Here is a 25,364-nt window from a genome sequence, read left to right on the forward strand (position 1 = left end):
GGTGTGGACAACTATGTGGACGACGGTCCACCGTGCCAGACTCGCCGGGCCCCGCAGGACCGATCACTGAGGTAGGACGTTGTCACAGGACGAAGAACCGGCCCGCGTGTGGGGACACGTCGTCGCGAGCCTCGAGGCGAGCCCCGACATCACGCCCCGTCAGCTGGCCTTCGTCCGGCTCGCCCACCCGCTGGGCGTGCTCGACGGCACGATGCTCCTCGCCGTCGGCAACGACCTCACCAAGGAGTACCTCGAGACGCGCGTCCGCGCCGAGGTCACGCAGGCGCTCGGCGAGGCGCTCGGCCGTGAGGCGCGGTTCGCCGTGACGGTCGACCCCGAGGTGGCCGGCGACGTCCCGCCCGCGCTGCGCGTGGTGCCCCCGGCGCCCGCCGCGACCGGCGCCCCCGCCTACGACGACGAGCCCGACGCGCGCCCCGACCTCGCCCTGGTGACCGCCCACCCCGCCTTCGGCACCCGCGACGAGCGCGCCGAGAGCGCCGACGACGCGCCGGTCGAGCACGCCGTCCGCGACGAGCCCGCCGACCCCCGTCCCGTGCTGCGCGCGGTCGACGGCACGAGCGTGGTCACGTCCCCGCGGCGCGCGATGTCCGAGCCGGCACGCCTGAACCCGAAGTACCTCTTCGAGACGTTCGTCATCGGGTCGTCCAACCGGTTCGCGCACGCCGCGGCCGTCGCGGTGGCCGAGGCCCCGGCCAAGGCGTACAACCCGCTGTTCATCTACGGCGACTCGGGCCTCGGCAAGACGCACCTGCTGCACGCGATCGGCCACTACGCGCAGAACCTGTACCCGACGGTGCGGGTGCGCTACGTGAACTCCGAGGAGTTCACGAACGACTTCATCAACTCCATCAGCGAGGGCAAGGCGGGCGCGTTCCAGCGTCGGTACCGCGAGGTCGACGTCCTGCTGATCGACGACATCCAGTTCCTGCAGGGCAAGGAACAGACGATGGAGGAGTTCTTCCACACGTTCAACACGCTGCACAACGCGAACAAGCAGGTCGTGATCACGTCCGACCTGCCGCCCAAGCAGCTCAACGGCTTCGAGGACCGGATGCGGTCGCGGTTCGAGTGGGGCCTCATCACGGACGTGCAGCCGCCGGACCTCGAGACCCGGATCGCGATCCTCCGCAAGAAGGCCGCCAGCGAGCGGCTGCAGGCGCCCGACGACGTGCTGGAGTACATCGCGTCGAAGATCTCGACGAACATCCGTGAGCTCGAGGGCGCGCTCATCCGGGTCACGGCGTTCGCGAACCTCAACCGTCAGCAGGTCGACGTGTCGCTCGCGGAGATCGTCCTCAAGGACCTCATCACCGACGACCAGACGCAGGAGATCACCGCCACCACGGTGATCGGGCAGACGGCCGCGTACTTCGGTCTGAGCATCGACGACCTGTGCGGGTCGAGCCGGTCGCGCGTGCTCGTCACGGCGCGTCAGATCGCGATGTACCTGTGCCGCGAGCTGACGGACCTGTCGCTGCCGAAGATCGGGCAGGCGTTCGGCGGTCGGGACCACACGACGGTCATGCACGCGAACCGCAAGATCCGCGAGCTCATGGCCGAGCGGCGGTCGATCTACAACCAGGTCACCGAGCTCACCAACCGGATCAAGCAGCAGCACCGCGGCTGAGCGGCTCCCCGGGACCTCACCCCGAGACGCCGGGATGTCGCGTTGGTCCGTTCCCGTCCACCGGGCGACCCCGGTTGTCCACAGGTTTGCCCACGGGTTGGGGACACGTGTGAAACGGCTCACCCGACGCGAGAAGCCGGACCTCCTGGCGCGGGGCACGGCGCACGCACCGGCGCCGACACCGTGCTGACCTGGGCAGACGCCGCCTCGGCCCGGCAGCACCCGCGCGTCGACGGATGTCGCCGGCGACCGAGGCGCCCCTACGACGGTGAGAGGCCTCTCATACCAAACCGGGGCGAACGCCCCAGGGTTGTCCCCAACCCGGGGGCGAGGGACGCGTAGGACGAATGTTCACACCTGTGCACAGACCTGTGGACGGCGGTGGACGACACGCGCCGGCGATGTGGACGGGACCCGTCCTGTCGGTGGACGGCGGTGGAACGTCCCGCGGGCGTCCACCGCCGTCCACCGACGACCCGACGCCCGACCACACCGCCCCGCACAGCCCGAGACCGGCCGTGACCTGCTCGGCGACCCGTCGTCCACACCACCCACAGCCCCGACGACGACGACGACCCATCTCCCAGGAAGGGATCCACACACCGACGTGTGGGTGCTGCGGCGAGCGGGCGGGGCACGGCCCCGCGATGAGGCCCCGACGGTGTACCGGCCGTCGGAGGTGTCGCGTAGTCTTCGGCTCAGCCCCGCCAACGCCCGGATCGCACGCGTCCACGACGACGCGCGCCCCTTCCCCGGGCAGGACGACGAGAAGGTGATGCATGAGGTTCCGCGTCGATCGTGACGTTCTCGCCGACGCCGTCACGTGGACCGCACGCAGCCTGCCGACCCGGCCGCCCGTGCCCGTCCTCGCGGGCGTCCGCATCGAGGCCGACGCCACGGGCACGATCCAGCTGTCGAGCTTCGACTACGAGGTCTCGGCACGCGCGCAGCTGCCCGCCGACGTGAGCGAGCCCGGGACTGTGCTCGTCTCGGGGCGCCTGCTCGCGGAGATCTCGCGCGCCCTGCCGGCCAAGCCCGTCGACGTCGTGCTGGACGGCACCAAGGTGCAGGTCACGTGCGGTGCGAGCCGCTTCACGCTCCTGACGATGCCGGTCGAGGACTACCCGAACCTCCCCGCGATGCCGCCCGTGACCGGCACGGTCGACGGCGACGAGCTGACCCACGCGGTCGCGCAGGTGTCGGTCGCCGCGAGCCGTGACGACACGCTCCCCCTGCTCACGGGCGTGCGCGTCGAGATCGAGGGCGAGCGCGTCACGCTGCTGGCGACCGACCGCTACCGGCTGGCGCTGCGCGAGATGACGTGGAAGCCCGCGAGCCCCGACGTCGAGGCCGTGGCCCTCGTGCGGGCGCGCACGCTCTCCGACGCGGCGAAGTCGCTCGGCGGCTCGGGCTCCGTCGAGGTGTCGCTGTCGAGCGGCGGCGGCGTCGACCTCATCGGCTTCGAGGCCGGGGGCCGCCAGACCACGAGCCTGCTCGTGGACGGCGACTACCCGCCCGTGCGGCGGCTGTTCCCCGACGAGACGCCGATCCATGCGATCGTCAACCGCCAGGCGCTCGCGGAGGCCGCGAAGCGCGTCGCGCTCGTCGCCGAGCGCAACACCCCGATCCGGCTGACGTTCAGCGAGGGTCAGGTCGTGCTGGACGCGGGTCAGGGCGACGACGCGCAGGCGTCCGAGGCGCTCGAGGCGACGCTCGTCGGCGACGACATCTCGGTCGCGTTCAACCCGCACTTCCTCGCCGACGGGCTCGGTGCGCTCGACACGACGTTCGTGCGGATGTCGTTCACGCACCCGAACAAGCCCGTGGAGTTCACGGGCCAGGAGTCGCTCGAGAGCGACGACCGCAAGGACTACCGCTACCTGCTGGTGCCGATCCGCTTCGCGAGCTGACGCCGCTCGCGCGGACGGGCCGCGGGTGCGGCACAGTGGCCGGGGTGCCACGTCGAGCGACGTGGCCCGCGTCGAGAGGGGCGAGGCATGCACATCGGTCTGGTCGGGCTGGGCAAGATGGGCGCGAACATGCGCGCGCGCATCCGCGAGGCCGGCATCGAGGTCACGGGGTTCGACCGCAACCCCGACGTGACGGACGTCCCGTCGCTCGAGGCCCTTGCCGCGGCGCTGCCCGCGGGCGAGCGCGTCGTGTGGGTGATGGTCCCCTCGGGGCCGATCACCGACGCCGTCATCCAGGACCTCGCGGGCCTGCTCACGGCCGGTGACCTGGTCATCGACGGCGGCAACTCGTACTACCAGGACGACGCGGCGCACGCCGCGACGCTCGCCGAGCACGGCATCGGCTTCATCGACGCGGGCGTCTCGGGCGGCATCTGGGGCCTGGAGAACGGCTACGGGCTCATGGTCGGCGGCGACGCCGCCGACGTCGAGCGTGCGATGCCCGTCTTCGACGCGCTGCGCCCCGAGGGTGAGCGCGGCGACGGCTTCGTGCACGCCGGCCCGGTCGGTGCGGGGCACTACGCGAAGATGGTCCACAACGGCATCGAGTACGGCCTCATGCAGGCGTACGCCGAGGGCTACGAGCTGCTCGCGGCGAAGGACCTCATCACCGACGTCCCCGCGACCATGCGCGCGTGGACCAAGGGCACCGTCGTGCGGTCGTGGCTGCTGGACCTCCTCGTGCAGGCGCTGCACGAGGACCCGCGGTTCGCGGCGATCGACGACTGGGTCGAGGACTCGGGCGAGGGCCGCTGGACCGTCGACGAGGCCATCGACCTGGCGGTGCCGGCCCCGGTCATCGCGGCGTCGCTGTTCGCGCGGTTCTCGTCGCGGCAGGGCGAGTCGCCGGCCATGAAGGCCGTCGCCGCGCTGCGCCAGCAGTTCGGCGGGCACGCGGTGCGCGCGGCCGGCGCGGACACCGTGACGCCGTCGGCACCACCCACGTCGGAGGCCTGACCGGCGTGTACGTCGCGCACCTGTCCCTCACCGACTTCCGGTCGTACCCGCAGGTCGAGCTGCCGCTTGACCCGGGCATCACCGCGCTCGTCGGACCCAACGGGCAGGGCAAGACGAACCTCGTCGAGGCGATCGGGTACGTCGCGACGCTCGGCAGCCACCGCGTCCCCTCGGACGCGGCGCTCGTGCGTGCCGGCACGTCGCGGGCGGTCGTGCGCGCGAAGGTCGTCCGCGAGGAGCGCGCGACGCTCGTCGAGGTCGAGGTCACGCCGGGCAAGGCCAACCGCGCGCGGGTCAACGGCGGCTCGCCGGGCCGCGCGCGGGACGTGCTGGGCATCCTGCGCACGGTGCTGTTCGCCCCCGAGGACCTCGCGCTCGTCAAGGGCGACCCAGACGGCCGCCGACGGTTCCTCGACGAGCTGCTGGTGCAGCTCACGCCGCGCATCGCGGGGGTCCTGGGCGACTACGACCGGGTCCTCAAGCAGCGGTCGGCGCTGCTGAAGTCGGCCGCGGCGGCGTCGCGCGCGCGCACGGGCGCGGACCTGCGCACGCTCGACGTGTGGGACGCGAAGCTCGCGGCGACGGGTGCGCAGGTCGTCGTCGCGCGGCAGGCCCTCGTCGCGGCGCTGCGCCCTCGCGCGGCCGACGCGTACCGGCAGGTCAGCGCGGGACAGGGCGAGCTCGGGATCACGTACCGGGCGTCGCTCGACACGGCCCTGGGCGGAACCGACGACGACCCCGCGCTGCCGGCGGCCGCCGACGCGGCGACCGTCGAGGGGCTGCTGCTCGAGGCGATGGGCCGGTTGCGCACCAAGGAGATCGAGCGGGGCGTGTGCCTGGTCGGCCCGCACCGCGACGACCTGGCGCTCACGCTCGGCGCTCTGCCGGCCAAGGGGTACGCGAGCCACGGCGAGTCGTGGTCGGTCGCGCTCGCGCTGCGCCTCGCGTCGTACGAGCTGCTGACGCACGGCGTCGACGACGCCGGTGCGTGGGCCGCGGACTGGGGCCCGGACGGCGAGCCCGTGCTGATCCTCGACGACGTGTTCGCCGAGCTCGACACGCGTCGGCGCGAGCGGCTGGCCGAGCTGGTCGCGGGTGCGCGGCAGGTGCTGGTGACGGCCGCGGTGCCGCAGGACGTGCCCGAGCCGTTGGCGGGCGCACGCGTGGACGTGCTCGGCGGCGAGGTCGCCCGTGTCCTCTGAGGGCGGCGCGGCTCGCGCGCGCCGCTCCCCCGGGACGAGCGCCGACGACGCCCCGCGTGCCGGGACGTCGCGGTCCCGCGCGGTCGCACGTCCGGCGCGCGGGCCCGCACCGGACGGCGTCGCGCCGGTGGCGGCTGCCGGCGACGACGACGCGCTGCTGCCGGCGCCCACGGCGGTGCCCGACGGCGTGCCCGTGGCCGAGCTCGTCGACCTGACGCCGCCCGAGCAGGTGGCTCGGGCCGCGCTGGCCCGGGCGAAGGCCGCCGCTCGCGCGCGCGGGTTGCGACCGGGCGTGACGCCGTCGCGTCCCGTGAGCAGCGGGTCGGCGCCCGGGCCGCGGGACCCGCAGCCGCTCGCGATCTCGGCGGGGCTGCTGGCGCGGGACCTCGGCTGGGAGCCGGGCCTCGTCGTGGGCGACCTCGTGCACCGGTGGGCGCAGATCGTCGGTCCGCAGGTCGCGGACCACTGCGAGTACGTCTCGTTCGCGGCGGGGCTGCTGACGGTGCGGGCGTCGTCGACCGCGTGGGCCGCGAACCTGCGGCTGCTGGCACCGGCGATGCTCGCGCGGTTCGACGAGGCGCTCGGTCCGGGCGTCGTGGTGCAGGTGGACGTGCTCGGTCCGGTGGGTCACGGGTTCGGGCGGGGTCCGCGGCGGGTCGCCGGGCGCGGTCCGCGTGACACCTACGGCTGACCGCGCGCCGCGGCGACCGTGACACCCCTGGTGCCTCCTGCCCGGGAACGGGCGCCCGGGAGGTAGACTGGACGGGTCAACAGAGCCGCCTGCCTGCCCTCGTGAGACGAGAACTCCGCCGCCGTGGGGTGATCCGGACTCCCGACGGCTCGCAGCCGCTCACGACGCGCCTGGCGCGTACCGAGCTCTCGAGGAGAACCGCTGCCCGTGGCCGACCAGAGCACCCCTCTCGACCCGCAGGACACGAACGACGAGGGGCAGGGCAGCACCCCCGCGCCCGCGCGCCCGAGCGGCGGCGACTACGACGCCAGCGCGATCACCGTCCTCGAGGGCCTCGAGGCCGTCCGCAAGCGCCCCGGCATGTACATCGGCTCGACCGGTGCGCGCGGTCTGCACCACCTCGTGTACGAGGTCGTCGACAACTCGGTCGACGAGGCCCTGGCCGGCTACTGCGACACGATCGAGGTGACGCTGCTCGCCGACGGCGGCGTGCGCGTCACCGACAACGGCCGTGGCATCCCGGTCGCGATCCACCCGACCGAGGGGCGTCCCACGGTCGAGGTCGTCATGACGATCCTGCACGCGGGCGGCAAGTTCGGCGGCAGCGGGTACGCGGTGTCCGGCGGTCTGCACGGCGTCGGCATCTCGGTCGTCAACGCGCTGTCGACGCGCGTGCGCACGGTCGTCAAGCGCGACGGTGCGACGTGGACCATGGACTTCGCCGACGGCGGCAAGCCGGTGGGCGAGCTCCAGCGGGGCGCCGCGACCGACGAGACCGGCACGTCGCAGACGTTCTGGGCCGACCCGTCGATCTTCGAGACCGTCGACTACGACTTCGAGACGCTGCGCGCGCGCTTCCAGCAGATGGCGTTCCTCAACAAGGGCCTGCGCATCACGCTCGTCGACGAGCGCCCCCAGCACACCGACACCGACGACGAGATCGCCGGCGAGAGCTCGCCGGCCGGCGAGGGCGCCGCGCCGCGCACGGTGTCCTACCGCTACGACGGCGGCCTGGTCGACTACGTCAAGCACCTCAACTCGGCCAAGAAGGTCGAGGTCGTCCACCCGGACGTCATCGACTTCGAGGCCGAGGACACGGTCCGCAAGATCTCGGTGGAGATCGCGCTGCAGTGGACCACCGCGTACTCCGAGTCGGTGCACACGTACGCCAACACGATCTCGACGACCGAGGGCGGCACGCACGAGGAGGGCTTCCGCGCGGCGATGACCTCGCTCATCAACCGCTACGCGCGCGAGAAGAACATCCTCAAGGAGAAGGAGGAGAACCTCACGGGCGACGACATCCGCGAGGGGCTCACCGCCGTCATCTCCGTCAAGCTCGGCGAGCCGCAGTTCGAGGGCCAGACCAAGACGAAGCTCGGCAACACCGAGGCCAAGCGGTTCGTGCAGTCGGTCGTCAACGACCAGCTCGGCGCGTGGCTCGACGCGCACCCGTCGGAGGCGAAGGACGTCATCCGCAAGTCGATCCAGGCGGCGGCGGCGCGGCTCGCGGCCCGCAAGGCCCGCGAGGCGACGCGCCGCAAGGGCCTGCTCGACTCGCACTCGATGCCCGGCAAGCTCAAGGACTGCCAGTCCAACCGGCCGGAGGAGTGCGAGGTCTTCATCGTCGAGGGCGACTCGGCCGGCGGCTCGGCGGTGCGCGGCCGCAACCCGCGGACGCAGGCGATCATGCCGATCCGCGGGAAGATCCTCAACGTCGAGCGTGCGCGCCTCGACAAGGCGCTGAGCAACCAGGAGGTGCAGGCGCTCATCACGGCGTTCGGCACCGGCATCGGCGAGGACTTCGACGTCTCGAAGCTGCGGTACCACAAGATCGTGCTCATGGCCGACGCCGACGTCGACGGCCAGCACATCCGCACGCTGCTGCTCACGCTGCTGTTCCGGTACATGCCCGAGCTCATCACGGCCGGGCACGTGTACATGGCGCAGCCGCCGCTGTACCGCATCAAGTGGACCAACGCGGACCACGACTACGTCTACTCGGACCGCGAGCGGGACGCGTTCGTCACCGAGGGCCGCGCGAACGGCAAGCGGCTGCCCAAGGAGAACGCGATCCAGCGGTACAAGGGTCTGGGCGAGATGGACTACTCGGAGCTCTGGGAGACGACCATGTCGCCCGAGCACCGCACGCTGCTGCAGGTGACGCTCGACGAGGCCGCGGCCGCGGACGAGATCTTCTCGGTGCTCATGGGCGAGGACGTCGAGGCGCGACGCTCGTTCATCCAGCGCAACGCCAAGGACGTCCGCTTCCTCGACATCTGACGCGGGCGCCGGTGACCCCGGCCCGCCCGCCCCCGACCTCGCGCCGACGACTGGAGTGACCCGCACGTGACCGAGACCCCCGGCGACATCGAGCACGGCCGCATCGAGCAGGTCGACCTGCAGCTCGAGATGCAGCGCTCGTACCTGGACTACGCGATGGCCGTGATCGTCGGCCGTGCGCTGCCGGACGTGCGTGACGGCCTCAAGCCCGTGCACCGCCGCGTCCTGTACGCGATGTACGACGGCGGCTACCGGCCCGACCGGCAGTTCTCGAAGTGCAGCCGCGTGGTCGGCGACGTCATGGGCAAGTACCACCCGCACGGCGACACGGCGATCTACGACGCGCTGGTCCGCCTCGTGCAGGACTGGTCGATGCGGTACCCGCTGGTCGCGGGCCAGGGCAACTTCGGCTCCCCGGGCGACGACCCGGCCGCAGCGCCGCGGTACACCGAGTGCAAGATGGCGCCGCTGGCCATGGAGATGGTCCGCGACATCGACGAGGACGCGGTCGACTTCCAGGACAACTACGACGGGCACACGCAGGAGCCCACGGTCCTGCCGTCGCGGTTCCCGAACCTGCTGGTCAACGGCTCCGCCGGCATCGCCGTCGGCATGGCGACGAACATCCCGCCGCACAACCTGCGCGAGGTCGCGGCGGGCGTGCAGTGGCACCTGGAGAACCCGGAGGCCACCAAGGAGGAGCTGCTCGAGGCGCTCATGCAGCGCATCAAGGGCCCCGACTTCCCGACCGCCGCGACGATCCTGGGCCGGCGCGGCATCGAGGACGCGTACCGCACGGGCCGCGGCTCGATCACGATGCGCGCGGTCGTCGAGGTCGAGGAGATCCAGGGCCGGCAGTGCCTCGTGGTCACCGAGCTGCCGTACCAGGTGAACCCGGACACGCTCGCGAAGAAGATCGCGGACCTGGTCCGCGAGGGCCGCGTGCAGGGCATCGCCGACATCCGCGACGAGACGTCGGGACGCACGGGCCAGCGCCTGGTGATCGTGCTCAAGCGCGACGCGGTCGCGAAGGTCGTGCTCAACAACCTGTACAAGCACACCCAGCTGCAGGACACGTTCGGCGCGAACATGCTCGCGCTGGTCGATGGCGTGCCGCGCACGCTGAGCCTCGACGCGTTCGTGCGACACTGGACGTCGCACCAGATCGACGTCATCCAGCGCCGCACGCGGTACCGCCTGGCGCAGGCCGAGGCGCGCATCCACATCTACCGCGGGTACCTCAAGGCGCTCGACGCGCTCGACGAGGTCATCGCGCTGATCCGCCGCTCCCCCGACGCCGAGGTCGCGCGCACGGGCCTCATGGAGCTCCTCGGCATCGACGAGGAGCAGGCGCAGGCGATCCTCAACCTGCAGCTGCGCCGCCTGGCCGCGCTGCAGCGCCAGGAGATCCTCGAGGAGCACGCCAAGCTGCAGGCGATCATCACCGAGCTCAACGAGATCCTCGGCTCGCCCGAGCGGCAGCGCACGATCGTGTCGGAGGAGCTCGCGACGATCGTCGACAAGTACGGCGACGAGCGGCGCACGCACATCCTGCCGTTCGACGGCGAGGTCTCGATCGAGGACCTCATCGCCGAGGAGGACGTGGTCGTCACGATCACGCGCGGCGGCTACGCCAAGCGCACGCGCGTCGACGCGTACCGTGCGCAGCGTCGCGGCGGCAAGGGCGTGCGCGGCGCGCAGCTGCGCGAGGACGACATCGTCGACCACTTCTTCGTCACGACGACGCACCACTGGCTGCTGTTCTTCACGAACCTCGGCCGCGTGTACCGCGCGAAGGCGTACGAGCTGCCCGAGGGCGGCCGCGACGCCAAGGGTCAGCACGTCGCGAACCTGCTGGCGTTCCAGCCGGGCGAGAAGATCGCGCAGGTCCTGGACCTGCGCGACTACGAGCAGGCCGAGCACCTGGTGCTCGCGACGCGCCGTGGCCTGGTGAAGAAGACGCGCCTGACGGAGTACGACTCGAACCGCACGGGCGGCGTCATCGCGATCAACCTGCGCGAGGACGACGAGGGCCGGGCCGACGAGCTGGTCTCGGCGCGGCTGGTCGACCCCGACCAGGACGTCATCCTGGTGTCACGGCTCGGCCAGTCGGTGCGCTTCACGGCGTCCGACGAGGCGCTGCGGCCCATGGGTCGTGCGACGAGCGGCGTCACGGGCATGAAGTTCCGCGGCGACGACGACCTGCTCGCGATGGACGTCGTGCGCGAGGACGCGTTCCTGTTCACCGTCACCGAGGGCGGCATCGCCAAGCGCACCGCGCTGACGGTCGAGAACTACCGCCAGCAGGGCCGCGGCGGTCTCGGCATCAAGGTCGCGAACCTGCCCGAGGCGAACGGCGAGCTCGTGGGCGCCCTGGTCACCGACGCCGACGACGAGGTGCTCGTCATCATGGAGCGCGGCAAGATCGTGCGGTCCTCGACCTCCGAGGTCAACGCCACGGGACGCAACACCCAGGGCGTGATCTTCGCCAAGCCGGACGCCGGCGACCGCATCATCGCGGTGGCCCGGAACACCGAGCGTCACCTCGCGGACGATGGCGGTACCGTGGACGAGAACGTCAGCGACACCCACACATCCGACGTACCGGACCCGGAGGGGTCGGTGCCCGACAGCGGTGACCGGCCCTCGGAGGACGCATGAGCGACACGCCCCCCTCGATCCCGCCGCGCAAGCGGCCCACGACGCCCGTGACCGCCGGTGGCGGCCGCCCCTCGGCGTCGGGCGGGGCCCGGTCCGCGCAGCAGGAGAAGGGTGAGGGCGGCGCCACGTCGACCGCCGGGCGCACGTCCGCCGGCACCGCGTCGGGCGGGGCCGCGGCGAAGCCCGCAGAGCGGTCCACGGGCACGAAGGCTCCCGCCCCGGCGTCGGAGAAGGCCACGGGCGCGTCGTCCGAGAAGGTCGCCCGCACCACGTCGTCCGCGAAGGCCCCCGAGGCGCCGGCCGAGAGGGACGTCCCGACCGCGCCCGAGGTGCCTGCACCGCGGACGGACGGCGAGGCCGGAGCCGGTGCCGACCAGCCCTCTCCCCTGGTGACGGCGGTCGACGCGACGACCGTGTGGTTCAAGAAGGCCGCCGGAGCCACGGGTTCCGGGCTCTCCAGGGCGTACGCTCAGCTGACCCGACCCCGCACCGAGGATGCCGACATGACCACGACACCGTCGAAGGCGGGTCCGTCGACCGCTGAGCGCCCCGCGCCGCGGTCCACCGCGCCCGTCACCGGGGCCACCGCCCGTCCGGCGACCGGACGCGTCCCGTCGGTGGGGGGCGGCGGTCCGCGCCGCGTGCGCCTCGCGGTCTCGCGCGTCGACCCGTGGTCGGTCATGAAGCTCGCGTTCCTGCTGTCGGTCGCGGTCGGCATCATGATCGTCGTCGCGGCGGTCGTGGTGTGGTTCACGCTCGACGGGCTGCACGTGTTCGCGACGATCGACGACCTGGTCAAGCAGGTGGTCGGCAGCGGCACGGACCTGACGATCATGGACTACGTGTCGTTCGAGAAGACGGTGTCGGCGGCGACCCTCGTGGCCGTCATCGACGTCTTCCTGCTGACGGCGCTCGCGACGATCGGCGCGTTCCTCTACAACATCGTGGCGGCGCTGGTCGGCGGCGTGCACGTGACCATGACGGACGAGTGACCCGTCCACTCCCCCGACGGGCCGATCGGCTCCCGACCGCCGGTTTGGGCGCGGCGGCCCGCCTGGGGTAGTCTCGACCGTCGCCCCCACCGGTGCGTTTCCCTCGCGGGAACGACGTCGACGGGTGGCGTGACGGGCCTATAGCTCAGACGGTTAGAGCGCTTCCCTGATAAGGAAGAGGTCACAGGTTCAAGTCCTGTTAGGCCCACCCTGCACCGCATGCCGCGCGCCCCGCGGACCGACCGGAAGCACCCGAGACGGGGGACCCGATGAAGAAGCTCCTGCTCCTGGCCGCGGTCGCGGCCGTCGGCTACGTCGCCTGGCAGAAGTACGCGCAGGACCGCGACGAGCGCGACCTGTGGGCCGAGGTCACCGACACCTTCGAGTGACCGGTCGGCTCGACCGGGGGCCATGGCGCAATTGGTAGCGCACCTGCTTTGCAAGCAGGGGGTTAGGGGTTCGAGTCCCCTTGGCTCCACGTACGTCCACGCGAGACGCTCCGCCCGACGGCGGGGCGTCTCGCGTCGTTCCGGGGCGTGCGCGGTCGTCGGGCCGACTTGACCTGGAGTGCGCTCCAGGCAGCAGGGTGCCGGGCATGGAGACGATCACGCTCGGACGGCAGGGGCCGGCGGTGCCCCCGCTCGCGGTGGGCACGCTGCCCTTCGGCACCACCCTCGACACCCCCACCTCGCACCGGATCCTCGACGCGGCGCTGGACGCCGGTGCGACGTTCCTGGACACCGCGAACAACTACGCCTTCTGGGTCGACGGAGCCACGGGTGACGAGTCCGAGAGCACACTGGGCGGGTGGTTCGCCGCCCGGCGGGGTGCCCGCGACCGCGTAACGCTCGCCTCGAAGATCGGCGCTCGCCCGCGCCCGGGCGGCCGGAGCTTCGAGGATGCGCTGGGGCTGGGGGCCGCGGCCGTGCGCGCGCAGGTCGACGCGAGCCTGGCGCGCCTGCGCACCGATCGTCTGGACGTGCTCTACGCGCACGTCGACGACACCTCGGTGCCGCTCGAGGAGACGGTGGGGGCGTTGCAGGCCGAGGTGCGACGCGGGACGGCCCGCGTCATCGGCTGCTCGAACCTGACGGCCCCGCGGCTCGCGGCGGCGCTGGCGGCGGCGGGTGACGGCCCGGCCTACGCGGTGCTCCAGCAGCGCTTCACGTACCTCACGCCGGTGCCGGGCGCGGACCTGCTGCCGCAGGTCGTGCTCGACGACGCCGTCAGGGGCGTCGCCGACGACGCGGACCTCACGCTGATCGGCTACTCGCCGCTGCTCCACGGCGCGTACACGCGACCTGACAAGGAGCTGCCGGAGCCCTACCGGCACCGGGGCACCGCGACGCAGCTCGCGGCGCTGGCCGACGCGGCGGCCGTCACAGGCCTGGACGCGGGGCAGGTGGTGCTCGCGTGGATGACGTCGCTCCCCCGGCCGGTGCTGCCGGTCGTGGGCGTGTCGAGCCCGGAGCAGCTCGCGTCCGCGGTGCACGCCGTGAGCGCGGGTCTGCCCGCGGAGGTGGTGGCGGCGCTGGACGCGGCACGTACGGTGGGCCCGTGAGCGACGGCTACCCGATCGGTGAGGTCGCGCGGCGGCTGGGCCTGAGCGTCGACGCGCTGCGCTACTACGAGCGTGCGGGCGTGCTGCCGCAGGCGGAGCGGGACGCCGGCGGGCGGCGGCGGTACTCCGAGCACGACCTGCACCTGCTGGAGGTGCTGCTGCACCTGCGGGACACCGGGATGCCGCTGGCGGAGATCGCGACGTTCACGCAGCTGGTCGGGCAGGACCCCGCGGGCGTCCCGGAGCGGCTCGCGCTGCTCCGGGCGCACCGGGAGGTCCTGACGGCCCGTATCGCGGCGCTGACGCGGTCGCTGGCCGTGATCGACGGCAAGATCGCGGACTACGACGCGCGGCTCACGGCCGCAGCCGGCGCGACAGCAGGACGCTGAGCGTCGCCAGGGCCCCGGTCGCGACGAACACGGCGACGAGCGCGGTCCGCAGGGCGGGCACCGAGGTGCCGGCGTGCGCGAGGGCGGCGCCGCCCACCCCGGCGACGAGGGCCGTGGCGAGGGTCTGCGCGAGCTGCAGCGAGCTGCTGACGAGGCCCTGCTGCGTGACCGGCGCCTGCCCGAGGGTCTCGGTCGTCGAGGCGTTGAACGCCACGCCCATGCCGAGGCCGGCGACCGCCCACCCGAGCACGGCGCACCACGCGGGAACGGCGTCCGTGAGGATCGTCAGCGCGATCGCGGCCGTGCCGACGAGCAGGACCGCCGACCCGACGGCGACGCCACGTCCGCGCGCGGTCGGACGCGCGACGTCCCAGCGCGCCTGCAGGAACGACCCCGCGACCCAGGTCAGCGCGCCCGCGGACAGCCCGAGGCCGGCCGCCGTCGCGCTCTGCCCGCGCAGCTCCTGCAGGCCGAGGGGCAGGAACGCCTCGCTGCCGAAGTACGCGCCGCTGAGCAGCGCGCGGACGACGATCCCGGCGGCGACGCCGCGCCGTGCGGCGAGCGTGCCGGCGGGCGTCACGCGCCGCAGCGCGGGCACCGCGGCGACGACGCCGACGACCGCGAGCACGACGAGCAGGCGCACGTCCTGCAGCAGCAGCGCGTGCAGCAGCAGCGCCGTGCCGACGGTGAGCTGGACGGAGCTCATGAGGGGGCCGCGCCACCAGGGGACGGCCGCCGGTGCCGGTGCGTCGGCGCCGGTCGCGTGGGGCAGGCGCCGCAGCGCGGGGAGCGTGAGGGCGGCCGCGACGGCGACGACGGGCAGCATCATGCCGAACACCCAGCGCCACCCGACGCCGTCGGCGAGCAGGCCCGCGGCGAAGGGCCCGACGAGCGACGGGACGGTCCACGCCGAGGACAGCAGCGCGAACATCCGCGCGCGCAGGGCCTCCGGGTAGGCCAGGCCGATCACGGTGTACGCCATGGCCATGACCGCGCCGACGCCGAGCCCCTGCAGGACGCGGCCGACGAGGAAGAGCGGCCAGGACCCCGCGACGCCCGCGACGACGCACCCGGCGAGGAAGACGACCATGCCGAGGGTCATCGGACCGGCGGGTCCGCGGCGGTCGGCGGCGCGGCCGGCGAGGACGGTGCCGACGACGTTCGCCAGCATGAGCGCGGACAGCCCCCACCCGTAGGCACCGAGCCCGTCGAGGTCGCGGGCGATCACGGGCAGCACGGTCGCGACGCCGAGCGACTCGAACGCGACCATGCCGACCGACAGCAGCACGCCGAGGGTCAGCGCCCGGTACCGCGGGCCCAGCACGCCGGTCTCGTCGTCGGTGGGCGTCACCGGGTCCCGCTGCACGTCCGTCACTGCGTCCTCCTTTTACGTTCCGTATCAAAACGAAACATATATTAGGATGACACCATGCCCTCGCCGGAGAACACCAGCAGGCCCGCGCCCGCGCGAGGGCGGCCGCGCGACCCGCGGATCGACGCCGCGGTGCAGGCCGCAGCGCTGGAGGTCCTCGAGGAGCGCGGCTACGCCGGCTTCACCCTCGACGAGGTCGCGCACCGCGCGGGCACCAGCACGCCCGCGGTGCGGCGCCGCTGGCGCTCCCGCCAGCACCTCGTGGTCGACACGCTCCTCGACCGCATCGGGCCCGCCCCCACCCCCGACACGGGGTGCACGCACTGCGACCTGATCGCCGGCATCGGCACGCTCAGCCCCGCGTTCGGCGCCGGCCTCGGGCGTCGCGTGCTCCCCGCGCTCGTCGCCGACCTCGCGGACGACCCCGAGCTCGAGGCCGCGTTCTTCGGGCGGCTCTTCCACCCCCGCCGCGCCTCGACGGCCGAGGCGCTGCGCCGCGGCGTCGAGCGCGGCGACATCGTGCCCGACGCCGACGTCGACCTCCTGCTCGACATGCTCGGCGCGACCGCCTACTACCGGCTCCTGTTCGGCCACCTGCCCGTCACGCCGTCGCTCGCCGAGGACGTCGTCCACGTCGTCATGGCCGGGGTCGCCACGGACTCCTGGCGGTCCCGGCACGCGCACGAGCGCTGACCGCGGTCGACGGCGCGACGAAGGACCAGCGCCGACCGCGCCGGGTCGCGGCCGGCCGACCGGGTGGTCCGGCCGTCAGCGGACGGGGAAGGTCGCCCAGATGTTCTTGGTCGAGTCCGTGGTGTACCACCCGACCTCGAGCGACAGCTGCCGCGCGAGGTGCAGCCCGAGCCCGCCCGCGCCCGTGATGCGCGCGCCCGCGTACACGGGGACCGACTCGGGGTCGTGGTCGGCGACGTCGAGCAGCCAGCTGTCGTCACGCCGCGAGAGCTGCACGATCGTCGGCGGCAGCCCGTGCGTGAGCGCGTTCGCCGCGAGCTCGGTCGCGATGAGCACGAGCTTCTTGGGCGTGCCGGCCAGGTCCTGCAGGCCGCCCGCCTCCCCGTCGGCGATCGTGCTGGCGAGCTCGTGCCGCAGGTTGCGCAGCTGAGCGGTCGTCTCGAGGGACCACCGCCGCACGGGCGCGAAGCCCTCCGGGGGGTGGCTCAGCGGCAGCCCCGCATCCGCCTCCGGCACCTCGAACACCGCTCCGCCGTCCGACACACGCCCCTCCTCGACATGGTGAGAGGACGAGCCTCACAGGGCGCGGGCGATCCCGCACCCGGAAGCGCGTCCGGCGCCCGCCGAGATCGTCCGCACCGGGTCGGAGCGGTCCGACGGTCGAGACGCGCGTCACCGCGCGACGTCGCGCCGCCAGCGTGCGTCGTCGCGACACCATCGTCGCCCCGGCGTACAGATCGTGACGTCATCGGTGTACCAGTAGGTCGCGTCGGGGTCCCACCCGGCCAGCACGGTCGCGGTCCCGTCCCCCACGGACAGCGCGCGGCCGGCGGCGGCGGCCCACGCCAGGACCGTGACGTGCACGCCGTCGTACGCGTCGGCGATCGCACGGTGGTCCGGCACGAGCCACCGTCCCGAGCGCCCCGTGGCCTCGTACCAGTCGCGCTGCCGGGACGCCGTCACCTCGAGCGGGTGGTCGGCGACCAGGGCGGCGACGTCCTCCGGCACGGTGAGCTCGAGCACGCGCGCGCCGGCCGGGACGTCGACGGCGTACGCGGTCACCGCGTCCCAGCCGTCCCCGTCCTCGACGAGGTCGAAGCCCGGTGCCGTGCCGTCCGGAAGGCGCCGGGTCGTCCGGGTCAGGCCGGCGAACGCCGGCGTGCTCCACCACGACCCGCTCACCGGCCGGCGACGTCCGCCGGCCGCCCGTTCCTCCGCGACCACCCGCGCACGCCAGGCGTCGAGCGCGTCGAGCACGCCCTCGCCGCGGGCGGGTGCGGCGTCGTCGTACGCCGTGAGGACCTGCGCCGCGGTCGTGCAGGGCTGCGACCACCACGCCGCGGACGGTGCAGCGAGCACAGCGCGGGCGACGGGCTCGAGCGCCGCCACGACGCGGGGGTCGGCCAGCACGGCGTCCTGCTCGTCCGGGGGCTGCCAGTACCGTGCGCCGGCGACGGCGAGGTCGAGAGCGCGTGACACGTCCGCGGGCGTCGGCGCGACGTCGCCCGCGGACCTCAGGGCGTCGACGACGTGGCGCGTCCCGGCGGGATCGGCCGCCGCGGCGCGGACGGCCGCCCGGGCTGCGGGCACGGCGTCGGCCACGACCTCCCAGCACACCGTCCGGCCCCGCGGACCGGCGAGCAGCAGGTCGACGGTCGCGGCGTCAGCCGTGCGCACCCGCGCGCGCCCGGGTCAGGACGTCGACGAGGACGTCGTCGGCGTAGACCGGCTGCGGCTGGTCGGTGACGCGGCCCTCGTCGAGCGTCGACCAGTGCCAGTGCGGGTGCACGGCGGCGGTCGTCGCGTCGTCGTCGAGGCGCAGGTCGAGGACGACCGCGTAGCGGTACCCGAAGCGGCGCTGGATGGCCTGCGCTACGCCCAGGTCGGCCGAGCCGGGCGCGGCGGTCGCGGCGTCCGCGGTGAGCTCCACGAGCAGCAGGTTGTGCTCGGGTCCCAGCCTGCCCCGGTGGTGGACGATCAGGTGCGGCGCGCGGTGCGTCGGACCGTCGAGGCGCACGGACTCCTCGAGGACCATGCCCGACCGGTCGTAGTCCGCGTCGACGTCCCAGGTCTTCTCGATCGTGCCGCGCAGGTTCCACCCGAGGTGGAACGACACGGTGCGTTCGGTGGGGCGGCTCGTGCCGGCGGACGGCGCGAACATCGTCCACTCGTCGACGAGCGTCGCGGTGAGGGCGATCCGCACCCGGGCCTGGAGGTCGGCGAGCTGCATGCGGGGACGGTACCCCCGCGGGGCCGTGGCGCACAGGGACTTCGGTCGACGGATCGTCTTGCGAAGGTGAGGCGATCACCACACGTGGGGCGAGCGACGGCAAAGTGCCCAGCGTGGGGCGTCGCCCGACCGGGGCACCCCCGGCTTCAGGGCGCGAGCCCGAGCTGGTCGAGGACGGGGTCGAGGCCCTCGATCCGGACGTCGAGACGCAAGGCGTCCGGCCGTGCGTCCCACACGTCGCGGTCGAGCGCGAACTGCCGGCTGTCCACGGCGGCGCCGTCGCGGGCCGTCCGGACCACGCCGTTGTCGCGGTAGCCGATCTTGCGGCTCACACCCGTCGACCCCGGGTTGTCGACGAACGCCGAGCTCGTGGCGCGCTCGGCGCCGAGGCCCTCGAACAGCAGGTGCAGGATCAGCAGGCGCATGCGCGTGCCGACGCCGCCGTGCTGGTGCCGCAGGCCCAGCCACGAGCCCGTCTCGGCCGTCCGCGTGATGCGGAAGTCCTTGCCGTACATGCCCTGCAGGCCCAGCGGCTCGCCGTCGCGCAGCACCGCGAGCTCGATCGCCCAGTCGGCCGGCGTCGTCCGCTGCCGCAGGCCCCACTGGTACGTCATGACGCTGCGCGCGACCTGCACGGGCGTGCCGCGCGTCCACGGCACGACGAACGGCATCTCGTCCTCGCGGTGCACGCCCTGCGCCGCCAGGCGCGCGAGGTCGAGCATGGTGCGGTCGTCGGGTGCGCGCAGCTCGAGGTCGTCGGACACCACCCGCAGCCCCGTGAGCGGCCAGATCTCGACGTCGGTGAGGGGAGCGGGGGTGTCGACCATGACCGCAGCGTCCTCGCGCGCGGCGTCGCCGGTCAACCGCGAATCGCCGCGCGCGGGTCGTGCACGGGTCGTGCGCGACGCGGCCGACCAGGGCGCCGCCCGTGCCGGGCGGCGCCCTCGTCCGGCGTCCGGCCACCCCCGTGCCGGACGCCGCACCGGGGGCGGCGGACGCGGACCGCGCGCTCCCCGGGGGGTGGTGCGGTCCCGGTCCGGCGACGACGAGGTCGAACCGGGCCGGGACCCGCTCGTCAGCCCGTCGTGCAGGCCGTGCCGTTGACGGCGAACGCCGTCGGTGCGGGGTTCTGGCCGGTGTGCGAGCCGTTGAAACCGAGGTCGACGGACGCGCCCGGTGCGAGCGTGGCGTTCCACGCCGCACCCGTCGCGGTGACCTTCGTGCCGGTCTGCGACCAGGTCGCGCTCCAGCCCTGCGTGAGCTGCTGGCCCGGAGCCAGGTCGAACGTCAGCGACCAGGTGAGGGGAGCGGCGCCGGTGTTCCGCAGGCGGACCGAGGCCGTGAAGCCCGTGCTCCACGAGCTCGCGGCGTAGGTGACGGCGCACGTCGCAGGACCGGACGTCGGCGTGGGTGTCGGCGTCGCCGTGGGCGTGGGTGTCGGCGTCGGTGTCGGTGTGACGGTGGGCGTCGGGGTCACCGTCGGCGTCGGCGTCGGGGTCGCGGTGGGTGTCGGGGTGGGTGTCGGCGTCGCGGTGGGTGTCGGCGTCGGGCCGCCCGGCTCCGTGCCCCACACCAGCACGCCCTTGTCGTACAGCGTGATCGCGCGCGTCTTCACCGGGTCGCCCGTCGCGGGCAGCCCGACGAACGACGGGTCGTTCGTCGCGTCCCAGCCCGCCGCGCCCGTGACGCGGAACTGGATCTCGCGGCGGTGCTGCGACTGCCCCCCGGGGTGGATGTCCTGGCCCACGCAGCTGAGCTCGGCGTAGTAGAGGGCGCCGCCCGCAGGGACGACCTTCGCGGGCGTCGTGCCGCACTCGCTGTAGTTGGTGGTCACCGCGAGGCTCGAGGCCGGGACGCCGGCGTCGAGCGTGAACCAGTACCTGACCGTGGCGTTCTTCAGGGACCTGGCGGGGAACGCCGAGCGGTTGCGGACGATCGCCTTGACCTCGGTGAACGTGCCGCCGGCCGGCTGGTTGAGCTTGGCCTCGACGAACAGCTCGTCCTGGTCGGGCGTCTCGGCGACCGGGAACCCGGCGAGCGGCGTGCCGCCGTACTGCGCCGTGAGGTAGGCCAGGGCGCTCGTGAAGCCCGCGTTGTAGTCGGTCGCGACCTCGTTGGCGACGTAGTCGTCGCGGCTGTCGGTGTAGGCGTCGTTCGCGGACCCGGGGCCGCCGACGAGCGCGCCGTACAGCACGTGCCGCGTCTCGACCGGCACCTTGCTGGAGTCCTGCCACGACCCGTGCGCGGTGCGGTGGTGCGGGTTCTGCGGCGGGTTGGCGCCGAACCCGACGACGTACGACGACTTGCGCGGGTTGTCGCCGAGCGCGTACCCGATCTGCCGCACGCCGAAGTCGTGGTACCGCGCCTTGCGCGTCGGGTCGGTGAGCCAGTCGCTGTACACGAGCGCGACGAACGACGTGTTGGCGGCGTACCGCAGCGCACCCCACGAGTCGAGCACGGCCAGGCCGCCGGGGGAGTAGGTGATCCGCTCGCCGTTGTAGCCCGACGTCCAGTAGTCGAGCCAGCGGTTCGCGTCGTCGACGTACTTCTGTTTGCCCGTCTCCATCGCGAGCAGCGCGTACGCCGCGTAGGACTTGTCGTCCCAGGCGACCGTCCACTTGTACGACTTGAGGTTCGTCTGGTTCTGGTTGCTGAGCTTGTCGTACTCGGCCTCGGCCTTCGCGAGGTACATCGGGTCACCCGTGGCCTTGTACAACCAGTACGCGCCCCACACCAGCTCGTCCTGGTAGCCCGACCACGACTTGTAGAACGCCTGAGCGTCCGTGACGCAGTCCGAGTAGTTCCCGCGGTAGGTGTCGGCGAACGTGTACAGCTGCTTCGCGTGCGTCAGGAGCGTCGCCGAGTACGCCGGGTCGGCCGTCTTGAAGACGATCGACGCGGACGCCATGGCGGCGGCCGTCTCGCCGGCGGCGTCCGACCCCGGGCACGTCGCGCTGATCTTGTACGCCGGGCGCGGCATCGTCATGACCTCCGCGGGGCCCCACCACTTGTGGTCGTCGTCGCCCTTGCCGACCTGGACGTACAGCTCGTTCGGGGCCGTGTGCGCCTTGACGAGGTAGTCGTTGACCCAGCGCAGGTTGTCGCGCAGCTCGTCGAGCTGGCCGGCCTGCGTGTAGCCCTCGGGGCTCTCGATGGCGCCCCAGGCGAGCATCGTCGCCGAGAACGCCATCGGCAGCCCGAACTTCACGTGGTCGCCCGCGTCGTACCAGCCGCCCGTGAGGTCCTTGCCGACGTCCTTGCCGTCGTCGAGGCCGGAGTCGCCGCGCCAGGACACGGAGAAGTCGTCGGGCAGGTCGCCCGAGCGCTGCGCCTGGTAGAAGAACATCGACTTCTGCAGCGCCTCGGCGTAGTTGTGCGCGGGTGCCGCCTGGGCGGTCTGGAGTGGCACGAGCGTGCCGGCCGCGATCGCGGCCGCGGCGGCGCCCGCCCACAGCGCGCGACGCGGGCGGGGGGAGGTGAGGCGAGACATCGGCGTCCCTTCGCGACGGGGAGGAGCGCGGGTGGAGCGCTCCCACGCCCCGTGACCGGGGTGCGACGGCGTCGTCGCACCGCGGTGGGGGCGTACGGCGATCGTCGTGAGGAGCCTGGCGGGGGTCAACGACCGAACCGTTTAGGGCCTGACGCACCGCGGCCCCGGACCGACGGACGGTCCGGGGCCGCGGGACGGCGTGCGACGTCAGGCGCTGGGGGTGTCGCCCTCGTCCGGCGTCTTCGGCGCCGTGCGTCGCGTCGCCTTGCGCGCGGTCTCCTGCGCGGCGTCCTTCGCCTCCTTGGCCTTCTCGCCGACCTCCTCGGCCGCGTGCGACACGGCCTCGGCGGCCTTGCGGCTCGCCTCGCGGCCCTTCGCGACCGCCGAGCCGGCGGCTTCGCCCACGGCGTCCGCCGCGTCGCCGACGGCGTCCTGCAGGTCGCCCGCGGCCGCGTTGGCACGTGCCTTGAGCGAGTCGCCGCCGAGCGAGTCGGCCGGCTCCCACGGCTCGGCCCACGGGTCCGTCGTCGAGCGCGACCGCAGCCACGCGAACGCCGCGGCGCCCGCACCCGCCACGAGCGCGACGGTCCAGAACACCTTGGCGCCCGAACGGCCCTTCTCGGCCTTGGCCGCCTCCTTGGCCGCCTTCTTCGCGGCCTTCGCGACCTTCTTCGAGTGCTTGCCGGCCTGCGTCGCGGCGACGTCCGCCGCGTGCTCGACCTGAGCCCCCGCGCGCACCGCGGCGTCGTTCACGGCCGCGACGAGCTTCGGGATCAGCTCCTCGACGAGCTTGTCGTGCGCGGTGTCGATCGCCGGCGTCGCCTTCTTGGCGGCCTTCTCGACCTGGGGCGCGGCGGTCTTCACGCTCTCCTTGTAGAGGTGCTCGACGCGCGGCGTCAGCCAGTCCACGAACGCCTCGATGCGCGGGGTCGTCCACTCCTTCGCCTGACCGGCGGCGTCGGACGCCCGGTGGGCCGCGTCCTTCGCTCCGTCGGCGAGCGTCGCGCCGAGGTCGGCCGCGTGCCCCTTGAGTCGTTCGGTGTCGACGTCGATCTTCGGACGATGGGTCATCTGCCACTCCCGGACTGGTCTCGGCTGGTCCCGACGCTGTGACCTCCCACTCTGCCACCGACCGCGCGCGTGCGCCCGGTGCAGCGGGGTGGTTCGCCGGGGGCGAAGTGCGGCGCACGCCCGGGCGCGGCGTCGGCAGCGGGTGCCAGACTGGCCCCATGTTCGCGACCATCCACACGTCCGCCGGTGACATCCGGGTCGAGCTGTACGAGAACCACGCGCCGCGCACCGTCGAGAACTTCGTCGGGCTCGCGACGGGCACGATCGAGTGGACGGACCCGTCCACCGGCGCCCCGCGCACCGACGCGCTCTACGACGGCGTGATCTTCCACCGCGTGATCCCCGACTTCATGATCCAGGGCGGCGACCCGCTCGGCAGCGGCCGCGGCGGCCCCGGTTACCAGTTCGACGACGAGATCCACCCCGAGCTGACGTTCTCGGAGCCCTACCTGCTCGCCATGGCGAACGCGGGCAAGCGCCTCGACCCCGTGACCGGCAAGGTCGGCGGCACCAACGGCTCGCAGTTCTTCATCTCGGTCGCCGCGACCCCGTGGCTCAACGGCAAGCACACGATCTTCGGCAAGGTCGCCGACGACGCGAGCCGCCAGGTCGTCGACGCGATCGCGACGACGCCGACGCGCCCGGGCGACCGCCCCGTGCAGGACGTGACGATCACGTCGATCACGGTGGAGGACTGAGATCAGCGGTCCCCACGTGCCGGGCGGCCCCGTGCCGGGGCCGCCCGCCGTCCCCGGTGACGGCGGCGCCGGGGCCCCCGTGTGCCCCCGCCACCCCGACCGCGTGTCCTACGTGCGGTGCCAGCGCTGCGGCCGGCCCGCGTGCCCCGAGTGCCAGCGTCCCGCGGCCGTCGGCGTGCACTGCGTGGACTGCGTCGCCGAGGCCGCGCGCACGTCGCGCGAGGGCCGCACGGTGTTCGGCGGTCGCGTGCGCGGCGGCCGGCCCGTCGTCACGCTGACGTTCATCGGCCTGTGCGTCGTCTCGTACCTGCTGCAGCTGACCGTGCCCGGCTGGACGATGCGGTGGGTGTTCAGCCCCAGCATCGGCGAGGTCGAGCCGTGGCGCTTCCTCACCGCCGCGTTCCTGCACTCGCAGGGCCAGGTCTTCCACATCCTGTTCAACATGATCGCGCTGTGGATGGTCGGCCCCTACCTCGAGCAGGCGCTGGGCCGCGCCCGCTTCGCGACCCTCTACCTGCTGAGCGCCGTCGGCGGCTCGGTCGGCGCCGTCGTGCTCGCCCCGGTCGTCGGGGGGTGGAACGTGGGCCTGGTGGGCGCGTCGGGCGCGGTGTTCGGGTTGTTCGGCGCCGTGCTGGTCGTCATGCGCCGCCTGGGTCGGGACGCCGGGCCGATCATCGGGATCCTCGTGCTCAACGGGGTCCTCGGCTTCGTGCTGCCCGGGATCGCGTGGCAGGCCCACCTGGGGGGTCTGGTCGTGGGCGCGGCGCTCGGTGCCGCCTTCGCGTACGTCCCGCGCGAGCGGCGCGCGCTGGTCGGGTGGGCCGCCCCCGCGGTCGTCGCGGCGGTCCTGCTCGGGGCGACGCTGGCGGTCTACTCGGCGTACCCGATCTGGGCGCGGCTGTGACCGCCCCCAGGGTTGCTCACAGCTGTGGAATTACACGCGTGTAGTTATCCACAGCTCTGTGCACCGCCTGGGGACGACCAACGGCGGCGGATGTGGACGAGGCTGTGCGCACCGGGGTGCGCACAGCCTCGTCACGTGCGGGGACGCCCTGCGGACGTCGGGGCCGTCAGCGCCAGCGGGAGAACATCCCGAAGCCGACGATGATGATCGCGAACCCGATGCCCAGGTTCCACTGGCCGATCCCCGGCACGGGGTACGCGGCACCCGGCGACAGGTAGGTCACGACCAGCCAGACCAGCCCGAGGATCATGAGGCCCAGCGCGACCGGCAGGAACCACCGGGGCAGCGGCGCGGGGGCCGACGCCTTCGTGGGGGGCGGCGTGTACGCCGCCTTCTTGCGCGACTTCGACTCGGGCACGGGGTGGCTCCTGTCTGCGACGGTGCGGTGAGCAGGCGGCGCGTCGACGCCACGGGCACGGTCGGCGCCCGACGACGGCCGGGTGCCGGGACGTCGTCGACCTGCGGACCGGTGTCGGCATGGCGCCGAACGTG

At 73.3% G+C, this 25,364-nt stretch carries 22 protein-coding genes and 2 tRNA genes; 16 read left to right on the plus strand and 8 right to left on the minus strand.

Annotated elements, in window-relative coordinates:
- Positions 1–79 precede the first annotated feature (79 nt).
- The 13 genes from dnaA (at position 80) to GY42_RS13225 (ending at position 14,354) form a co-directional block, all read left to right on the plus strand.
- A complete protein-coding gene (gene dnaA / locus GY42_RS13170) occupies positions 80–1,648 on the plus strand; it encodes a chromosomal replication initiator protein DnaA (protein WP_046529680.1) in 1,569 nt (522 codons plus the stop codon).
- A gap of 779 nt (positions 1,649–2,427) precedes the next feature.
- Positions 2,428–3,558 (plus strand): DNA polymerase III subunit beta, encoded by a 1,131-nt coding sequence (dnaN, locus tag GY42_RS13175; protein ID WP_046529681.1) that lies wholly within the window; start codon positions 2,428–2,430, stop codon positions 3,556–3,558.
- 87 nt (positions 3,559–3,645) lie between these two features.
- The gene (gene gnd, locus GY42_RS13180; protein ID WP_046529682.1) at positions 3,646–4,575 is read left to right on the plus strand and encodes a phosphogluconate dehydrogenase (NAD(+)-dependent, decarboxylating); all 930 of its coding nucleotides are present in this window, start codon (positions 3,646–3,648) and stop codon (positions 4,573–4,575) included.
- A 5-nt stretch (positions 4,576–4,580) separates the two neighbouring features.
- Positions 4,581–5,777, plus strand: coding sequence for a DNA replication/repair protein RecF (recF, locus tag GY42_RS13185; RefSeq protein WP_046529683.1), 1,197 nt, complete (start codon positions 4,581–4,583; stop codon positions 5,775–5,777).
- Between the two features lie 127 nt (positions 5,778–5,904).
- Entirely contained in the window at positions 5,905–6,468 is a 564-nt protein-coding gene (locus tag GY42_RS13190; RefSeq protein ID WP_236686787.1) for a DUF721 domain-containing protein, read from the plus strand.
- Between the two features lie 207 nt (positions 6,469–6,675).
- Positions 6,676–8,751, plus strand: a complete 2,076-nt coding sequence (gene gyrB / locus GY42_RS13195; protein WP_046529684.1) for a DNA topoisomerase (ATP-hydrolyzing) subunit B — start codon at positions 6,676–6,678, stop codon at positions 8,749–8,751.
- A gap of 66 nt (positions 8,752–8,817) precedes the next feature.
- Positions 8,818–11,412, plus strand: coding sequence for a DNA gyrase subunit A (gene gyrA, locus GY42_RS13200; RefSeq protein ID WP_046529685.1), 2,595 nt, complete (start codon positions 8,818–8,820; stop codon positions 11,410–11,412).
- A complete protein-coding gene (locus GY42_RS13205; RefSeq protein ID WP_046529686.1) occupies positions 11,409–12,404 on the plus strand; it encodes a DUF3566 domain-containing protein in 996 nt (331 codons plus the stop codon). The genes gyrA and GY42_RS13205 overlap by 4 nt, the downstream gene beginning before the upstream one ends.
- A gap of 134 nt (positions 12,405–12,538) precedes the next feature.
- Positions 12,539–12,612, plus strand: a tRNA-Ile gene (locus tag GY42_RS13210).
- Positions 12,613–12,673: 61 nt separating this feature from the next.
- Entirely contained in the window at positions 12,674–12,793 is a 120-nt protein-coding gene (locus GY42_RS19870; protein WP_213319957.1) for a DLW-39 family protein, read from the plus strand.
- 16 nt (positions 12,794–12,809) lie between these two features.
- Positions 12,810–12,882, plus strand: a tRNA-Ala gene (locus tag GY42_RS13215).
- Positions 12,883–12,999: 117 nt separating this feature from the next.
- Positions 13,000–13,965, plus strand: a complete 966-nt coding sequence (locus GY42_RS13220; protein ID WP_046529687.1) for an aldo/keto reductase — start codon at positions 13,000–13,002, stop codon at positions 13,963–13,965.
- On the plus strand, positions 13,962–14,354 hold the full coding sequence (locus tag GY42_RS13225; protein ID WP_046529688.1) for a MerR family transcriptional regulator: 393 nt from the start codon (positions 13,962–13,964) through the stop codon (positions 14,352–14,354). Before GY42_RS13220 ends, GY42_RS13225 begins: the two co-directional genes overlap by 4 nt.
- On the opposite strand, the gene GY42_RS13230 is transcribed toward GY42_RS13225, so the two are convergent.
- Entirely contained in the window at positions 14,320–15,729 is a 1,410-nt protein-coding gene (locus GY42_RS13230; protein WP_201775278.1) for an MFS transporter, read from the minus strand. The genes GY42_RS13225 and GY42_RS13230 overlap by 35 nt on opposite strands.
- 54 nt (positions 15,730–15,783) lie before the next feature.
- On the opposite strand from GY42_RS13230, the gene GY42_RS13235 reads away from it, so the two are divergent.
- The gene (locus GY42_RS13235) at positions 15,784–16,419 is read left to right on the plus strand and encodes a TetR/AcrR family transcriptional regulator (RefSeq protein WP_046529689.1); all 636 of its coding nucleotides are present in this window, start codon (positions 15,784–15,786) and stop codon (positions 16,417–16,419) included.
- Between the two features lie 75 nt (positions 16,420–16,494).
- On the opposite strand, the gene GY42_RS13240 is transcribed toward GY42_RS13235, so the two are convergent.
- From GY42_RS13240 to GY42_RS13265, 6 genes are all read right to left on the minus strand, one after another.
- Positions 16,495–16,962 (minus strand): ATP-binding protein, encoded by a 468-nt coding sequence (locus GY42_RS13240; protein ID WP_201775279.1) that lies wholly within the window; start codon positions 16,960–16,962, stop codon positions 16,495–16,497.
- Between the two features lie 129 nt (positions 16,963–17,091).
- Positions 17,092–18,096, minus strand: coding sequence for a hypothetical protein (locus tag GY42_RS13245; RefSeq protein ID WP_052748388.1), 1,005 nt, complete (start codon positions 18,094–18,096; stop codon positions 17,092–17,094).
- Positions 18,083–18,649 (minus strand): hypothetical protein, encoded by a 567-nt coding sequence (locus GY42_RS13250; RefSeq protein ID WP_046529690.1) that lies wholly within the window; start codon positions 18,647–18,649, stop codon positions 18,083–18,085. Before GY42_RS13250 ends, GY42_RS13245 begins: the two co-directional genes overlap by 14 nt.
- 146 nt (positions 18,650–18,795) lie before the next feature.
- Positions 18,796–19,476, minus strand: a complete 681-nt coding sequence (locus tag GY42_RS13255; RefSeq protein WP_046530971.1) for a GNAT family N-acetyltransferase — start codon at positions 19,474–19,476, stop codon at positions 18,796–18,798.
- Positions 19,477–19,724: 248 nt separating this feature from the next.
- On the minus strand, positions 19,725–22,139 hold the full coding sequence (locus GY42_RS13260) for a glycoside hydrolase family 9 protein (RefSeq protein WP_046529691.1): 2,415 nt from the start codon (positions 22,137–22,139) through the stop codon (positions 19,725–19,727).
- 207 nt (positions 22,140–22,346) lie between these two features.
- Positions 22,347–23,210, minus strand: coding sequence for a hypothetical protein (locus tag GY42_RS13265; RefSeq protein WP_046529692.1), 864 nt, complete (start codon positions 23,208–23,210; stop codon positions 22,347–22,349).
- A gap of 158 nt (positions 23,211–23,368) precedes the next feature.
- Here GY42_RS13265 and GY42_RS13270 point away from each other — a divergent pair, with 158 nt between their 5' ends.
- Both GY42_RS13270 and GY42_RS13275 read left to right on the plus strand, forming a co-directional pair.
- Positions 23,369–23,908 carry a peptidylprolyl isomerase gene (locus GY42_RS13270; RefSeq protein ID WP_046529693.1) on the plus strand — a complete coding sequence of 180 codons (540 nt, stop codon included), beginning with the start codon at positions 23,369–23,371 and terminating at the stop codon, positions 23,906–23,908.
- A gap of 31 nt (positions 23,909–23,939) precedes the next feature.
- Positions 23,940–24,812, plus strand: coding sequence for a rhomboid family intramembrane serine protease (locus GY42_RS13275; protein WP_046530972.1), 873 nt, complete (start codon positions 23,940–23,942; stop codon positions 24,810–24,812).
- 166 nt (positions 24,813–24,978) lie between these two features.
- Here GY42_RS13275 and GY42_RS13280 read toward each other — a convergent pair whose 3' ends face one another.
- On the minus strand, positions 24,979–25,230 hold the full coding sequence (locus GY42_RS13280) for a cell division protein CrgA (protein ID WP_046529694.1): 252 nt from the start codon (positions 25,228–25,230) through the stop codon (positions 24,979–24,981).
- Positions 25,231–25,364 lie beyond the last annotated feature (134 nt).

Origin of the sequence: Cellulomonas sp. FA1, assembly GCF_000986825.1 — a bacterium.
Taxonomy (GTDB): domain Bacteria; phylum Actinomycetota; class Actinomycetes; order Actinomycetales; family Cellulomonadaceae; genus Cellulomonas; species Cellulomonas iranensis.

Coding starts and splice junctions, on each gene's coding strand:
- GY42_RS13205 (WP_046529686.1), top strand. CDS start 11,409: ATGAGCGACACGCCCCCCTCGATCCCGCCGCGCAAGCGGCCCACGACG.
- GY42_RS13220 (WP_046529687.1), top strand. CDS start 13,000: ATGGAGACGATCACGCTCGGACGGCAGGGGCCGGCGGTGCCCCCGCTC.
- GY42_RS13255 (WP_046530971.1), bottom strand. CDS start 19,476: ATGGTCGACACCCCCGCTCCCCTCACCGACGTCGAGATCTGGCCGCTC.
- dnaN (WP_046529681.1), top strand. CDS start 2,428: ATGAGGTTCCGCGTCGATCGTGACGTTCTCGCCGACGCCGTCACGTGG.
- GY42_RS13265 (WP_046529692.1), bottom strand. CDS start 23,210: ATGACCCATCGTCCGAAGATCGACGTCGACACCGAACGACTCAAGGGG.
- GY42_RS19870 (WP_213319957.1), top strand. CDS start 12,674: ATGAAGAAGCTCCTGCTCCTGGCCGCGGTCGCGGCCGTCGGCTACGTC.
- GY42_RS13235 (WP_046529689.1), top strand. CDS start 15,784: ATGCCCTCGCCGGAGAACACCAGCAGGCCCGCGCCCGCGCGAGGGCGG.
- GY42_RS13270 (WP_046529693.1), top strand. CDS start 23,369: ATGTTCGCGACCATCCACACGTCCGCCGGTGACATCCGGGTCGAGCTG.
- GY42_RS13250 (WP_046529690.1), bottom strand. CDS start 18,649: ATGCAGCTCGCCGACCTCCAGGCCCGGGTGCGGATCGCCCTCACCGCG.
- GY42_RS13260 (WP_046529691.1), bottom strand. CDS start 22,139: ATGTCTCGCCTCACCTCCCCCCGCCCGCGTCGCGCGCTGTGGGCGGGC.
- gnd (WP_046529682.1), top strand. CDS start 3,646: ATGCACATCGGTCTGGTCGGGCTGGGCAAGATGGGCGCGAACATGCGC.